10 protein-coding genes and 7 tRNA genes are annotated in these 12976 nt (G+C 64.2%); 15 read left to right on the forward strand and 2 right to left on the reverse strand.

The genetic code is table 11. From position 1 onward, the window contains the following. Positions 1-54 precede the first annotated feature (54 nt). The 5 genes from M3I53_RS06870 to M3I53_RS06890 all read left to right on the forward strand — a co-directional run bounded on the left by M3I53_RS06870 (position 55) and on the right by M3I53_RS06890 (position 6639). The gene (locus M3I53_RS06870) at positions 55-1977 is read left to right on the forward strand and encodes an extracellular solute-binding protein (protein WP_375542477.1); all 1923 of its coding nucleotides are present in this window, start codon (positions 55-57) and stop codon (positions 1975-1977) included. A 29-nt stretch (positions 1978-2006) separates the two neighbouring features. Beyond that, positions 2007-3044, forward strand: a complete 1038-nt coding sequence (locus tag M3I53_RS06875; RefSeq protein WP_028204101.1) for a microcin C ABC transporter permease YejB — start codon at positions 2007-2009, stop codon at positions 3042-3044. A 1-nt stretch (position 3045) separates the two neighbouring features. Continuing rightward, a complete protein-coding gene (locus M3I53_RS06880; protein ID WP_375542478.1) occupies positions 3046-4152 on the forward strand; it encodes an ABC transporter permease in 1107 nt (368 codons plus the stop codon). Next, positions 4149-5768 (forward strand): dipeptide ABC transporter ATP-binding protein, encoded by a 1620-nt coding sequence (locus M3I53_RS06885; RefSeq protein ID WP_254315212.1) that lies wholly within the window; start codon positions 4149-4151, stop codon positions 5766-5768. The genes M3I53_RS06880 and M3I53_RS06885 overlap by 4 nt, the downstream gene beginning before the upstream one ends. Before the next feature lie 160 nt (positions 5769-5928). Further along, positions 5929-6639 (forward strand): C40 family peptidase, encoded by a 711-nt coding sequence (locus M3I53_RS06890; protein ID WP_254315213.1) that lies wholly within the window; start codon positions 5929-5931, stop codon positions 6637-6639. Between the two features lie 102 nt (positions 6640-6741). Here the strand turns inward: M3I53_RS06890 and M3I53_RS06895 are convergent, their stop codons facing one another. Next, on the reverse strand, positions 6742-7686 hold the full coding sequence (locus M3I53_RS06895) for a patatin-like phospholipase family protein (RefSeq protein WP_254315214.1): 945 nt from the start codon (positions 7684-7686) through the stop codon (positions 6742-6744). Between the two features lie 470 nt (positions 7687-8156). Here M3I53_RS06895 and gltX point away from each other — a divergent pair, with 470 nt between their 5' ends. From gltX to M3I53_RS06940, 9 genes are all read left to right on the forward strand, one after another. Beyond that, positions 8157-9578, forward strand: coding sequence for a glutamate--tRNA ligase (gene gltX, locus M3I53_RS06900; protein WP_254315215.1), 1422 nt, complete (start codon positions 8157-8159; stop codon positions 9576-9578). A gap of 234 nt (positions 9579-9812) precedes the next feature. After that, a tRNA-Ala gene (locus tag M3I53_RS06905) sits at positions 9813-9888 on the forward strand. Between the two features lie 55 nt (positions 9889-9943). After that, positions 9944-10019 (forward strand) — tRNA-Glu (locus M3I53_RS06910). A 72-nt stretch (positions 10020-10091) separates the two neighbouring features. Further along, positions 10092-10168, forward strand: a tRNA-Asp gene (locus M3I53_RS06915). Positions 10169-10239: 71 nt separating this feature from the next. Next, positions 10240-10315 (forward strand) — tRNA-Glu (locus tag M3I53_RS06920). 78 nt (positions 10316-10393) lie between these two features. Further along, a tRNA-Asp gene (locus tag M3I53_RS06925) sits at positions 10394-10470 on the forward strand. 82 nt (positions 10471-10552) lie between these two features. Beyond that, a tRNA-Glu gene (locus M3I53_RS06930) sits at positions 10553-10628 on the forward strand. 93 nt (positions 10629-10721) lie between these two features. Beyond that, positions 10722-10798, forward strand: a tRNA-Asp gene (locus M3I53_RS06935). Positions 10799-10965: 167 nt separating this feature from the next. Beyond that, on the forward strand, positions 10966-11430 hold the full coding sequence (locus M3I53_RS06940) for a GNAT family N-acetyltransferase (RefSeq protein WP_028204095.1): 465 nt from the start codon (positions 10966-10968) through the stop codon (positions 11428-11430). A gap of 18 nt (positions 11431-11448) precedes the next feature. On the opposite strand, the gene M3I53_RS06945 is transcribed toward M3I53_RS06940, so the two are convergent. Beyond that, complete coding sequence (locus M3I53_RS06945; RefSeq protein WP_254315216.1) at positions 11449-12414, reverse strand: helix-turn-helix domain-containing protein; 966 nt, start codon at positions 12412-12414, stop codon at positions 11449-11451. Positions 12415-12528: 114 nt separating this feature from the next. Between M3I53_RS06945 and M3I53_RS06950 the strand changes: the two genes are divergently transcribed. Further along, on the forward strand, positions 12529-12936 hold the full coding sequence (locus tag M3I53_RS06950; protein WP_254315217.1) for a gamma-glutamylcyclotransferase: 408 nt from the start codon (positions 12529-12531) through the stop codon (positions 12934-12936). Positions 12937-12976 lie beyond the last annotated feature (40 nt).

Raw genomic sequence — 12976 nt, forward strand, 5'->3', positions numbered from 1 at the left:
GTTTGGGTAGAATTCTCTCACAACTGACAAGGCAGCCCGGACAATTACCGATCTATGACGACAGGAACGCGAGGCAGGACGGCGCTCGGCGCGCTTGGGGCAACCGTTCCTGCGGTTCGGTTCGCACTTGCCAAAAGGCTGGCGGCGATGTGTCTTGCGCTCGGATTCGGGCTGCTCGCCATGCCGAGCGCGCACGCGGTCTACGCCATCGCGCAGTACGGCGAGCCTAAATATCCGCAGGGATTCGCGCACTTCGACTACGTGAATCCGGATGCGCCCAAGGGCGGCACGCTCGTCCTCGCCAATCCCGACCGCCTCACGAGCTTCGACAAGTTCAATCCGTTCACGCTGCGCGGCAATGCGGCGCCGGGGCTCGGCATGCTGTTCGAGAGCCTCACGACGGGTAGCCTCGACGAAGTGGCCTCGGCCTACGGTCTGCTCGCCGACGACATCCGCATCGCGCCCGATGCGCTTTCGGTGACGTTCCACATCAACCCTAAGGCGCGCTTCTCGAACGGCGATGCGGTGACGGCCGAAGACGTGAAGTTCTCGCTCGACACCCTGAAGAGCCGCCAGGCCGCGCCGTCCATGCAGGCATATTTCAGCGAGATCACGCGCGCGGTGGTGGTCGATCCTGCGACGATCCGCTTCGAGTTCCGCAGCAACAACCGCGAACTGCCGCTCATCGCGGGCGGCATGCCGGTGTTCTCGCACAAGTGGGGCTTGCGCCCGGACGGCAGCCGCATCGCCTTTGATCAGCTCGCCTTCGAGCAACCGATCGGCAGCGGCCCCTACGTGATGGACCGCTACTCGAACGGCCGCACGATCACTTACAAGCTCGACCCCAACTACTGGGGCAAGGATCTGCCGGTGCGCGTGGGCACCAACAACTTCGAGCGCATTACCTACAAGCTCTATTCGGATGACGTCGCGCGCCTCGAGGCCTTCAAGGCGGGCGAGTACGACGCGCTCGTCGAATATGTTGCGCGCAACTGGGTGCGGCGCGATGTCGGCAAGCGCTTCGACAGCGGCGAGCTCATCAAGCGCGAGTTCCCGCAGCACAACGGCACCGGTATGCAGGGCTTCGTCATGAATCTGCGCAAGCCCGTGTTCCAGGACGTGCGCGTGCGCCGCGCCCTCGATCTCGCGCTCGACTTCCCGTGGCTCAACCGCATGCTGTTTTATAGCCAGTACCGTCGCATCGACAGCTGGTTCGCGAACACGCAGCTGCAGGCCAAGGGGCTGCCGTCGCCCGGCGAGCTTGCCTTGCTCGAGCCGTGGCGCAAGTCGCTCGATCCTGCCGTGTTCGGTCCGCCGCCCTTGCAGCCCGATACGACCCCGCCAGGATCGCTGCGTGCGAATCTGCTCAAGGCGCGCGCGCTGCTCGCCGACGCAGGCTGGACCTATCGCGACGGCGCGCTGCGCAACGCGAAGGGCGAGCCGTTCACCTTCGAGGTGCTTGACGACACGAGCGCTTCGGCGCAGTGGGCGCCGATCATGGCGCAGTACACGCAGGCGCTCAGGCGCCTTGGCATCCAGGTGAACTATCGTTCGGTCGATTTCGCGCTCTACCAGAAGCGGCTCGACGCCTTCGACTTCGACATGACGACCATCAAGTTCCCCGACGTCCAGGTGCCGGGGGCGGAACAGCTCGACCGCTTCGGCAGCAAGGCCGCCGACGAGCCGGGCTCGGGCAATCTGCTCGGCCTGAAGTCCCCAGCCGTCGATGCGATCCTCAAGGCGCTCACGCAGGCGCAAACACTTCAGCAACTGCTCGACGCCACGCATGCGCTCGACCGCGTGCTGATGCACGGCTACTATGTGGTGCCGCAGTGGTACAGCGCGACGCACCGTGTGGCGTTCAAGAACACGCTGTCCTATCCGGCGAAATTGCCGCTGTACTATGGCGCGAACGACTGGATCATCTCGACGTGGTGGTTCAAGCCGCAGCCTGAGCCACAGTCGGCGGCTCATTAACGACGGACACGACGGAAAGCATCGAAATCATGTGGAGCTACATCGTCAAACGCCTGCTGCTGATGATCCCGACGCTGCTCGGCGTGCTCACGCTGACCTTCGGCGTGATTCAGTTCGTGCCGGGCGGGCCCGTCGAACAGGCGGTGCGCGAATTGCGGCGAGGCGCCGAGCAGGGCATGCCGTTCGGCATGCGCGCACATTCCGGCGTGGACGCGCAGCAGATCGCGCAGCTCAAGCAGCTTTACGGCTTTGACAAGCCGCCGCTGCAACGCTATTTCCTGATGCTCGGGCGCTTTGCGCGCTTCGATCTCGGACAGAGCTATTTCCATCACCAGAGCGTGTGGTCGCTCATTATTTCCAAGCTGCCGGTTTCGATCAGCATTGGCCTCTGGACCTTCTTTCTCACGTATCTGATATCGGTGCCGTTGGGCATCGCGAAGGCGGTGCGCAACGGCTCGCGGTTCGACCTCGTGACGAGTCTCGTCGTGCTGGTCGGTTATGCGATTCCGGGCTTCGTGCTGGGCGTGCTGCTGCTCGTGCTGTTCGGCGGCGGCTCGTTCCTGCAGCTCTTCCCGCTGCGCAATCTCACGTCTGACAACTGGGACACGCTCTCGCTCGGCGGCAAGATCCTCGATTATCTCTGGCACATCACGCTGCCCGTGACAGCGTCGGTAGTCGGCAGTTTCGCCGTCACGACCATGCTCACCAAGAACGCCTTTCTCGAAGAGATCCGCCGCCAATACGTGTTGACCGCGCGCGCGAAAGGGCTCTCGGAGCGCACCGTGCTCTGGAAGCACGTCTTTCGCAACGCGCTGCTGCCGCTCGTGGTGGGCTTCCCGGCGGCGTTTATCGGCGCGTTCTTCACCGGCAGCCTGCTGATCGAAACGCTTTTCTCGCTCGACGGACTCGGCCTGCTTTCGTACGAGTCCGTCGTGCGGCGCGATTATCCGGTCGTGCTCGGCACGTTGTACCTCTTCACGTTGATCGGACTGCTAACCAAACTGATTTCCGATCTGTGCTACGTGTGGGTCGATCCCCGCATCCAATTCGAACAACTGGAGCGCTGAGTTGAACCGAGTCCGCGCTGGCGCCGAGCCCGAACTGCGTACCGAGAGCGTGCGCGCCTTCAAGTCGCCCACGCCTGCCCGCCGCGTGTGGCTGCGCTTCAGGCAGCAGCGTCTTGGCTACTGGAGCCTGATCGTGTTTCTCGTTGCGTTCGCGGCGAGTCTCGCGGGTCCGCTCTGGTGCAACGACAAGCCGCTTGTCGTGCGCTACGACGGGCACCTGTATTTCCCGCTGTTCAAGGACTATCCGGAAACTGCGTTCGGCGGCGATTTCCCGGCGCCTGCCGACTACCTCGATCCGTATATTCGCCACCGCTTCGATGCGCCGGGCAACTTCGCGATCTATCCGCCGAACCCGTACTACTACGACACGCTCAACTACTTCGCGAAAGTGCCGAACCCCGCGCCGCCGTCGCGCCAGAACTGGCTCGGCACCGACGAGAGCGGCCGCGATCTGTTTGCGCGCCTGCTCTATGGCTTTCGCGTGTCGGTGGAGTTCGCGCTCGTGCTGACTGCCATCGGCACGCTGCTCGGCGTGCTGGCGGGCGCGGTGCAAGGGTACTTCGGCGGCAAGGTCGATATCCTCGGGCAGCGTCTCATCGAAATCTGGAGTTCGCTTCCCGAGCTTTATCTGCTGATCATTTTCGCGGCGATCTTCGAGCCGGGCTTCGTGCTGCTGATCGTGCTGCTTTCGCTGTTCGGCTGGATCGGATTATCCGACTATGTGCGCGCCGAATTCCTGCGCAACCGCAACCAGGACTATGTGCTTGCCGCGCGCGCAATGGGACTTTCGAACTGGCAGATCATCTGGCATCACGTGCTGCCCAATAGCCTCACGCCCGTCATTACGTTCCTGCCGTTTCGCATGAGCGGCGCGATTCTCGCGCTCACGAGTCTCGACTTCCTGGGCCTTGGCGTGCCGGCGCCCACGCCGAGCCTCGGCGAGCTGCTCGCGCAGGGCAAGCGCAATCTCGACGCATGGTGGATCGCGCTCTCGACCTTCGGCGTGCTCGTGGCGACACTGCTGCTGCTCACGTTCATCGGCGACGCGCTACGCAACGCGCTCGACACGCGCATTTCCGACGCCATGAAGGCCGGAGGCAACCAGTGAGCGCCGTGCCCCATGACGCCGCCGCGCCGCTCCTCTCAATCGAGCACCTGAGCGTGCGCTTTGGCGAGACGCTCGCCGTCGACGACATCACGCTCGCGATCGGGCGCGGCGAGCGCGTGGCGCTCGTCGGCGAGTCGGGCTCGGGCAAGACCGTCACCGCGCTCGCGGTGCTGCGTCTGCTGCAGGACGCGCAGATCAGCGGGAGCATCCGGCTCGACGGCGACGACCTGCTCGCCAGGAGCGAGCGCGCGATGCGCGGTCTGCGTGGCAACGACGTCGCGATGATCTTCCAGGAGCCGATGACGGCGCTCAATCCGCTCTACACGATCGGCGAGCAGATCGCGGAGACCATCGTGCTGCACGACGGCGTCTCGAAGAAAGCGGCCTACGAGCAGGCGGTGGGCTTGCTCGAGCGCACGGGCATCACCGAGGCGCGGCGGCGCGTGTCGAGTTATCCGCATCAGCTCTCGGGCGGCCAGCGCCAGCGCGTGATGATTGCGATGGCGCTCGCATGCCGTCCGCGCCTGTTGCTCGCCGACGAGCCGACCACGGCGCTCGACGTGACGATCCGCGGCCAGATCGTCGATCTGCTGCTCGAACTGCAGCGCGAGGAGGCGGCGCGCCGCGGCATGTCGGTGCTGCTGATCACGCACGACCTGAACCTCGTGCGCCGCTTCGCGCAGCGCGTGGCCGTGATGGAGAAGGGCAGACTCGTGGAGTCGGGCAGCGTCGAGCAGATTTTCGAGGCGCCGCAACACGCGTACACGCAACGGCTCATTGCGAGCCGGCCCGAGCGCCACGTGCTGCCCGTCCTGCCGATCGCGCCGGTTCTCCTGCAGGCGAAGGACGTGATCGTCGACTTCGCAACGAAGCTGCCGGGTTTTCGCGGCTGGTGGCAAAAGGGGCGCTACCGTGCGGTGAACGACGCGAACATTGCGGTGCGCCAGGGCGAGACGCTCGGCATCGTCGGCGAGTCCGGATCGGGGAAAACGACGCTGGCGATGGCGATGCTGGGGTTGCAGCGAACGGCAGGCGGCGTCGTCGAGTTCCAGGGGCGGCCGATCGCGAGCTACAAGGGCCGCGACAGGCTGTCGTTGCGCTCGCATCTACAGGTTGTCTTTCAGGACCCGTTCAGTTCGCTTTCTCCGCGCCAGACCATCGAGCGCATCGTGGGGGAGGGACTCGTGCTGCATCGGCCCGATCTTCCCAGCGAGGAGCGGCGCAAGCGCGTCGTCGGCGTGCTGCGTGAAGTGGGCCTCGATCGCACCGCCTTGCAACGATACCCGCACGAGTTTTCGGGTGGCCAGCGCCAGCGTATTGCCATTGCGCGCACGCTGGTGCTGGAGCCGCGCGTGATCGTGCTCGACGAGCCGACCAGCGCGCTCGACGTGTCGATCCAGCAACAGGTGTTGAGATTATTGACGGATCTGCAACGCAAGTACAACCTGGGCTACGTGTTCATCAGCCACGACCTCCAGGTGATCGGGGCGATGGCGCATCGGGTGGCGGTAATGGAGAACGGGGCGATCGTCGAGTCAGGAGAGGTCGCGAATATCTTCAAGAACCCAACCCATCCTTACACCCGAAAATTGTTGAAAGCCGCGTTCGATCACTAGACATTGGCGGAACTTTAGGGTGGATTTCGTTGAAATTCACCAATGAGGTGAATATCGCGATTGAATTTTTCTATTTGTTTTGACACACAAATACTTACTGGCTAGTATCGTCCAAACTTTTCTACTAACTCCCTGATTTACGGGCAATTTCTACCGACCAATGCAGCACCGATACCTGACCCAGGCTTGCACGCGCGCCGTCGCCGGGATGTTCATCGGCGTACTGATGGCCGCAGCTCCCGGCGCGTTCGCCGACGAAGTAAGCAGCTTTAGCCAGAATGCCTCATTTTCGCCGAGCAGTTCGTCGAATCCGCAGTCCATCTCCGCCATTCAGAACGCCCTTCAGAATGCCAACCAGGCGACCCCGGCGCCGGCTCCGGCCCCGACCGAAGGCGGCGCCAAGGCGTTCCTGTCCGGCATGGCCGGCAAAGCGGGCGACGTCGTTGTCGGCGCACTCAATATGATTGGTGTGCGCTATCGCTGGGGCGGCAACACGCCCGATTCCGGCCTCGACTGCAGCGGTTTCGTGCGCTACGTGTTCCAGGACACGCTCGGCATGTCGCTGCCGCGCCGCGCCGAGGAAATGAGCCGCGTGGGCGAGAAGGTCAGCATGAGCAACCTGAAGCCGGGCGACCTCGTGTTCTTCAATACCATGCGCCGCACGTTCTCGCACGTCGGTATCTACATCGGCGACAACAAGTTCGTACATTCGCCGTCCACCGGCAGCACGATCCGCGTCGACGACCTCGACGACGGCTACTGGGAAAAGCGGTTCACGGGTGCACGCCGCGTCGAAACGTCGTTCACGCCGGACCAGCAGCAAAGCCTCAAGCGCGTGAGCGCACAGTTCGACGGCAACGGCGGGAACTGATCGGGGTTTTGTAGCGAACAAAAAAGCCTGCTTCTTGCGAAGCAGGCTTTTTGCGTTTATTCGCGCTCGCGCGCCCGCCCAAGGCGCGCTCGGGTCAAGTGATCAGGCCGTGAGGCGTGCCGCGGCCAGCTTGCGCTCGAGCTCCGGCATGACGCGCGCGCCCGCTTCCTCGCCCGCGAGAATCGCCGCGTTGCGCTGCGTGAAATCGCTGCTCGACATCGCGTTGAGATTCGGGCGGATCACGACATCGGCGTATTTGTCGAGCTCGTAGGTCTTGATCGTCTGACCCATGATCGTGAAGGTCTGCATTAGCACGTCGAACTGGCTCAGCGTCGAGGCCGTCTCCGGGCGCGCCGAGATGTCCACGGCGATCACGAAGTCGGCGCCCATCTTGCGTGCGAACGAGGCCGGCACGGGACTCACGAGGCCGCCATCCACGTATTCGTGGCCCGCAATCTTCACGGGCTCGAAAATCGACGGAATGCTGCACGACGCGCGCACGGCAATGCCCGTGTTGCCGCGCTGGAACAGGATGGGCTGGCCTGTGCGCAGGTCGGTCGAGACGACGCCGAGCGGCTTCGCCATCTTCTCGATGGGCCGGTCGTGCAGCGTGGTGTTCAGATAGTTCTGAAGCGCGACGCCCTGCAGGAGGCCGCGCGTGCGAAACGGCATCGCCCAGTCGCTGATCGAGGCTTCGTCCATCGTCAGCGCGAGCTTGTTGAGCGCGAAACCGTTCATACCCGAGGCGTAAAGCGCCGCAACGACCGAGCCCGCGCTCGTGCCGACCACGAAGTCGACTTGCACGTTGCGCGCCTCGAGCGCCTTGATCACGCCGATATGCGCGAAGCCGCGCGCCGCGCCGCCGCCGAGCGCGAGGCCCACGCGAACCGGGCGCGCCGGCCTGCCGACGGGCGGCGGGGGCGCGGTGGTGACGGGCGGCGCGACGCTGGCGGTCTGCGTGCCCGCGGTCGTGCACGCCGCAAGGACGGAGGAGGCGGCCGCAAGCGAAAAGTGCCGGCGGCTCAACGAGAGCGATGACTGCTTCAAGAAGGTTCTCCATGCGGTCCGCGTGCGTGTCCGGCAAGGAACGGCGCGGTACCCCGGTCTGCTCGCGCGGGCGGCCGAGTATGTTTGCGCGCGCGACGCCGCATCGTGGTGGCGGCGCGCCGACATCATAAGGCAAAGCGCGGCCGGTTTAGCAGGCATGCATGTAACGCGATGTGACGGCAGATGACCGCGCGCTCGACGGCTTGCGGGCGCGCGGTCATTGGGCGGGAGAGAAGCGGGGCGCCCGCAGGCGCTGCGGGCCTCGCCCCAGGCCGAAGCGGTGCATGGCGGGTATAATCCCGTCTCTAATTTTCCGGATTCCCGTTCGTGTGCGCGAGGCTGCGCCCGCCCCGGCGCTCCCGCGCTAGCCGCGCGGGCCGAAAGCGCCGCGAACCCCGGCCGTCCGCCGCCGTCGCTGCTTTTATTGCCAGCGCCGCGCTCCGAATGGCATCGTCTTCGAGTAATCGCCCATGACTACCTCTGTCGTCCGTACCCGCTTCGCACCGAGCCCGACCGGCTTCATCCATCTCGGCAACATCCGTTCCGCGCTCTACCCGTGGGCGTTCGCGCGCCACAACAAGGGCGTCTTCGTGCTGCGGATCGAAGATACCGATCTCGAGCGTTCGACGTCGGAATCGGTCGATGCGATCCTCGAAGGCATGGAGTGGCTCGGCCTGAACTTCGACGAAGGTCCGTTCTATCAGATGCAGCGCATGGACCGTTATCGCGAAGTGCTCAGGCAGATGCAGGAGCAGGGCCTCGTGTACCCGTGCTACATGTCGACCGAAGAGCTCGACGCGCTGCGCGAGCGCCAGCGCGCCGCCGGCGAGAAGCCTCGCTACGACGGCACGTGGCGCCCGGAGCCGGGCAAGGTGCTGCCCACGCCGCCTGCGGGCGTGCAGCCGGTGCTGCGCTTTCGCAACCCGCTCACGGGCATGGTGGCATGGGACGACGCCGTCAAGGGCCGCGTGGAGATCTCGAACGAAGAACTCGACGATCTCGTGATCGCGCGCCCGGACGGCACGCCGACCTACAACTTCTGCGTGGTCGTGGACGACCTCGACATGAAGATCACGCACGTGATCCGCGGCGACGACCACGTGAACAACACGCCGCGCCAGATCAACATCCTGCGCGCGCTCGGCGCCGAGCCGCCGGTCTACGCGCACCTGCCCACCGTGCTCAACGAGCAGGGTGAAAAGATGAGCAAGCGCCACGGCGCGATGAGTGTGATGGGCTATCGCGACGCAGGCTATCTGCCGGAAGCGGTGCTCAACTATCTCGCGCGTCTGGGCTGGTCGCACGGCGACGCCGAAGTGTTCACGTGCGAGCAGTTCGTGGAGTGGTTCGATCTCGAGCATCTCGGCAAGTCGCCCGCGCAGTACGACCACAACAAGCTCAACTGGCTCAACAACCATTACCTGAAGGAAGTGGACAACGCGCGCCTCGCAGAGCTCTCGAAGCCGTTCTTTGCCGCGCTGGGCGTGGACGATGCGGCGCTCGCGAAAGGGCCGTCGCTCGAGGGCGTGGTCGCGCTCTTCAAGGACCGTGCGAACACGATCAAGGAGATCGCCGAGAGCGCGATGATGTTCTATCGCGAGCCGCAGCCAGAAGCCGAAGCGCTCGCACAGCACATCACGGAAGCCGTGCGCCCCGCGCTCGCGGATCTCGCTGTCGCGCTCAAGGGCGCGGAGTGGACGAAGGAGGGCGTCTCGGCTGCGCTGAAGGCCACGCTCGCCACGCACAAGCTCAAGATGCCGCAGCTCGCGATGCCGGCGCGCCTGCTCGTGGCAGGTACGACGCATACGCCGTCGGTCGATGCGGTGCTCGTGCTGTTTGGCCGCGATGCGGTGGTGAGTCGCCTCGAGAAGGGCATTTCGGCTGCAAAGTAAAATTGTTGAAGAATTTTCGCCCGGACCCTAGCGCCCGCGCGGCAGTTCTTGTAGTATTCGGGCTCCGTTGAATACGGAGCGCGAGATAGCGGAAAATACGCAGCGAATCTCACGCAAAGAGTCGCGGAATCGGGCAACGATGTTTCAAGGAAACCTCGAAGCGCTTCAGAAAACGATTCAAAAGCTCTTGACGAAAGCGAAATTGATGTTTAAAATCTCGCTTCTGTTCTGCAAGGGGGTATAGCTCAGCTGGGAGAGCGCTTGCATGGCATGCAAGAGGTCAGCGGTTCGATCCCGCTTACCTCCACCAACAGAACACGCAGTAAGCAGTAGAGTGTGGTAAAGGCATTATCTGAAAAGATCATGTCCCCTTCGTCTAGAGGCCTAGGACATCACCCTTTCACGGTGAGTACAGGGGTTCGAATCCCCTAGGGGACGCCAGACATGTGCGTCGTCAATGAGATTGGCGAAGCATCAGGTGGAAATAAACCATCCATCTGACTGTGTCGAGCTGGAGCGGTAGTTCAGTTGGTTAGAATACCGGCCTGTCACGCCGGGGGTCGCGGGTTCGAGTCCCGTCCGCTCCGCCAGATCGAGCCCGTTCAGAAACTGTGAGCGGGCTTTTTAGTTAAAGTGACGGTTACAGGCGCAAGCCCGTGTTGTCCCCTTCGTCTAGAGGCCTAGGACATCACCCTTTCACGGTGAGTACAGGGGTTCGAATCCCCTAGGGGACGCCAAATCAAAATGCGGCGCCAAACGTAGTATGGCGACGCCGCCAGCGGGAATCGACCGACGCCCGCGGTGAGCAGCAAACTGGAGCGGTAGTTCAGTTGGTTAGAATACCGGCCTGTCACGCCGGGGGTCGCGGGTTCGAGTCCCGTCCGCTCCGCCAGATTCAAAGCTGTTCCGTCGTTGCTTCGGCAATGGCGAGCCGATGCGGTTCAAAGGTGTAAGTCAGCGCTTATACCCGTGTTGTCCCCTTCGTCTAGAGGCCTAGGACATCACCCTTTCACGGTGAGTACAGGGGTTCGAATCCCCTAGGGGACGCCAAATCAAAATGCGGCGCCAAAGTAGTAGCACTGTGAGCAGTGTGGCGACGCCGCCAGCGGGAATCGACCGACGCCCGCCGGTGAGCAGCAAGCTGGAGCGGTAGTTCAGTCGGTTAGAATACCGGCCTGTCACGCCGGGGGTCGCGGGTTCGAGTCCCGTCCGCTCCGCCAGAACGAAGCCCGTTGGATGCGTCCAACGGGCTTTTTCTTTTTCCACAGACGTTTTTCCCGCTTTTACTCCCCATCCATCATTTCGTTGGCCGTACGGACAATCTGCGATTGCCGGCGGCCGCGCGTTATCGTAGCGTTGTCGAAACTTCGTTTGCCCGCTTGCCGACATGTTCGCACCAAACGACATTCCGTCGCCGTTTCAGCTGCGCCGCGCCACCATGGACGATTTCGAGTTCGCGGAGACGCTCACGCGCAACAACATGGGTGGCTACTATCTGCGGCATCACCTGGTCTGGCGCGGCGATCTCTTTCTGGCGAGCTATCGCGAGTCGGAGAACTTCATCCTCGAACTCGACGGCGAGGCGATTGGCGTGCTGCGCGTGACGCAGGAGGGCGACTCGCTGCACATTCGCGACGTGCAAATCGCCCAGGGGTATCGCGGCAATGGCGCCGGCACGTTCCTGCTCGACATCTCGCACCAGTGGGCCCGCGAGCGCGGTCTGCGCGAGCTACAACTGCGCGTGTTCGTCGACAATCCGGCCGCGCGTCTTTATCTGCGCATGGGTTATCGCGTGGCGGGTCCGAGGCTTGCGCGCCTCGGCTCCATTCGCCATATGACGCGGCTCGTCTGAAGCTGGCCGCTTTCCCACTCAATGCCCGTTGTCGGCGCGATCCAGGGGGCGCCCCGCGGCCACGGAATCTTCCGGTTCGTCCGCGTCGCGATCGCTCGTGCCGCGCGCGATGAAGGCACGCGGGCTCTCGCCGAAGGCACGGCGAAACATCGCTGAAAACGCACTCTGGCTCTGGTAGCCGAGTTCCTGCGCCACGACGGCCATCGGGCGCCCCTGGTTGAGCAGCGGGATCGCGCGGGCGAGAATCGCTTGCTGGCGCCACTGCGAAAAGCTTACCCCGAGTTCCTGACGAAAGAGCCGTGCGATCGTGCGCGTGCTCGCGCCCACGTGGGCGGCCCAGTATTCGAGCGAGCCGGATCCCGCCGGGTCGGCGATCAGCGCTTCGCACAGCGCGCGCAGGCGCTTTTCCTCGGGCATCGGCACGGCGAGCGGCAGCGGCGCCGAGCGCGTGATCTCGTCGAGCGCCAGCGCGCCGAGAAGGCGCTCGCGTGCGGTGGGAATGCCGCGCTCGTCGAGGGCAGCGATCGTCTCGCGCAGGAGGCCGGAGACTTCGACCACGCGGCACGCGTCGAGGCCGGGCGGAATCACCGATTCGTCTACGTAGAGCGTGCGCAGGAACGCGTCCTCGACGATCGCCACTTCGTGCGTGATTTGAGGCGGCACCCAGATCGCGCGCGAGGGCGGCACCATCCACGTCGTGCCGGGCGTCGCCATGCGCAGTACGCCGCGCGACGAGTAGGCGAGTTGCGCCCACGCATGCGTGTGCTGCGCGATGCACACACCGGCCGGCATGGGCCGCGAGCGTACGCGGATGGGGTGCGTGGGTGTCGGCGCGAACTCAGGCGGGATATCGACGAGTTCGGCATGCGGCTGCGCCTTGTTGCGTGCGTCGCTGGGTGCGGAGTTGGGCAGATCCTCGGGCATGACGGGCAGGGCGGCGGGTTCGGCGAGTTTGGCGACCAGTTTGGCGATTGGTGCAACCATTGTAGACGTCTCGCGCTCCTGGGCCTGGGCCGCACGCATTGATGGCCGGGCATAATGAGGGCGAATCGACAGCGTGCTCGTGTGGGGCGAGCCGCCCTGAAGGAGAGTAATGCCATGAAATACGTGTTCGTCTACGGCACGCTGCGCGCGGGCGAGATCAACGACATCAACCTCGCGGCGGATCGCAACGCAATCGCGCGCCCGCGCCACCTCGGGCTCACCAAGCTCGCCGGCCGCCTCTTCGACTTCGGCAGCTATCCGGGGATGGTGGCCGGGTCGGCCGACGCACACTCGACGGTCGTCGGCGACGTCTACGAAATCGACGACGCGCTCCTCGCCGTGCTCGACGAAATCGAGCAGGTGTATCCGGGCGTCGACAATCTGTTCGTTTCGCAGGAAGTGGATATCGAGCTGCAGGGCGAACGCATCGCTTGCCTCTACTATCCGGTTGCGTCCGCCGCCATTGCCGGACGCCCCGAGATCGCAGGCGGCGACTGGGTCGCGCATCGGCGTGGGCGCTGACGGCTCGAGACGCGGCGCGTGAAAACACGAAGGCCCGGCG

The sequence above is a fragment of the Paraburkholderia sp. CNPSo 3272 genome (assembly GCF_024206495.1).
Lineage (GTDB): Bacteria > Pseudomonadota > Gammaproteobacteria > Burkholderiales > Burkholderiaceae > Paraburkholderia.

What these genes read in the sequence shown, in the direction of transcription:
- M3I53_RS06870 (WP_375542477.1), top strand. Translation starts at nt 55, where the DNA reads ATGACGACAGGAACGCGAGGCAGGACGGCGCTCGGCGCGCTTGGGGCA.
- M3I53_RS06875 (WP_028204101.1), top strand. Translation starts at nt 2,007, where the DNA reads ATGTGGAGCTACATCGTCAAACGCCTGCTGCTGATGATCCCGACGCTG.
- M3I53_RS06890 (WP_254315213.1), top strand. Translation starts at nt 5,929, where the DNA reads ATGCAGCACCGATACCTGACCCAGGCTTGCACGCGCGCCGTCGCCGGG.
- gltX (WP_254315215.1), top strand. Translation starts at nt 8,157, where the DNA reads ATGACTACCTCTGTCGTCCGTACCCGCTTCGCACCGAGCCCGACCGGC.
- M3I53_RS06940 (WP_028204095.1), top strand. Translation starts at nt 10,966, where the DNA reads ATGTTCGCACCAAACGACATTCCGTCGCCGTTTCAGCTGCGCCGCGCC.
- M3I53_RS06945 (WP_254315216.1), bottom strand. Translation starts at nt 12,414, where the DNA reads ATGGTTGCACCAATCGCCAAACTGGTCGCCAAACTCGCCGAACCCGCC.
- M3I53_RS06950 (WP_254315217.1), top strand. Translation starts at nt 12,529, where the DNA reads ATGAAATACGTGTTCGTCTACGGCACGCTGCGCGCGGGCGAGATCAAC.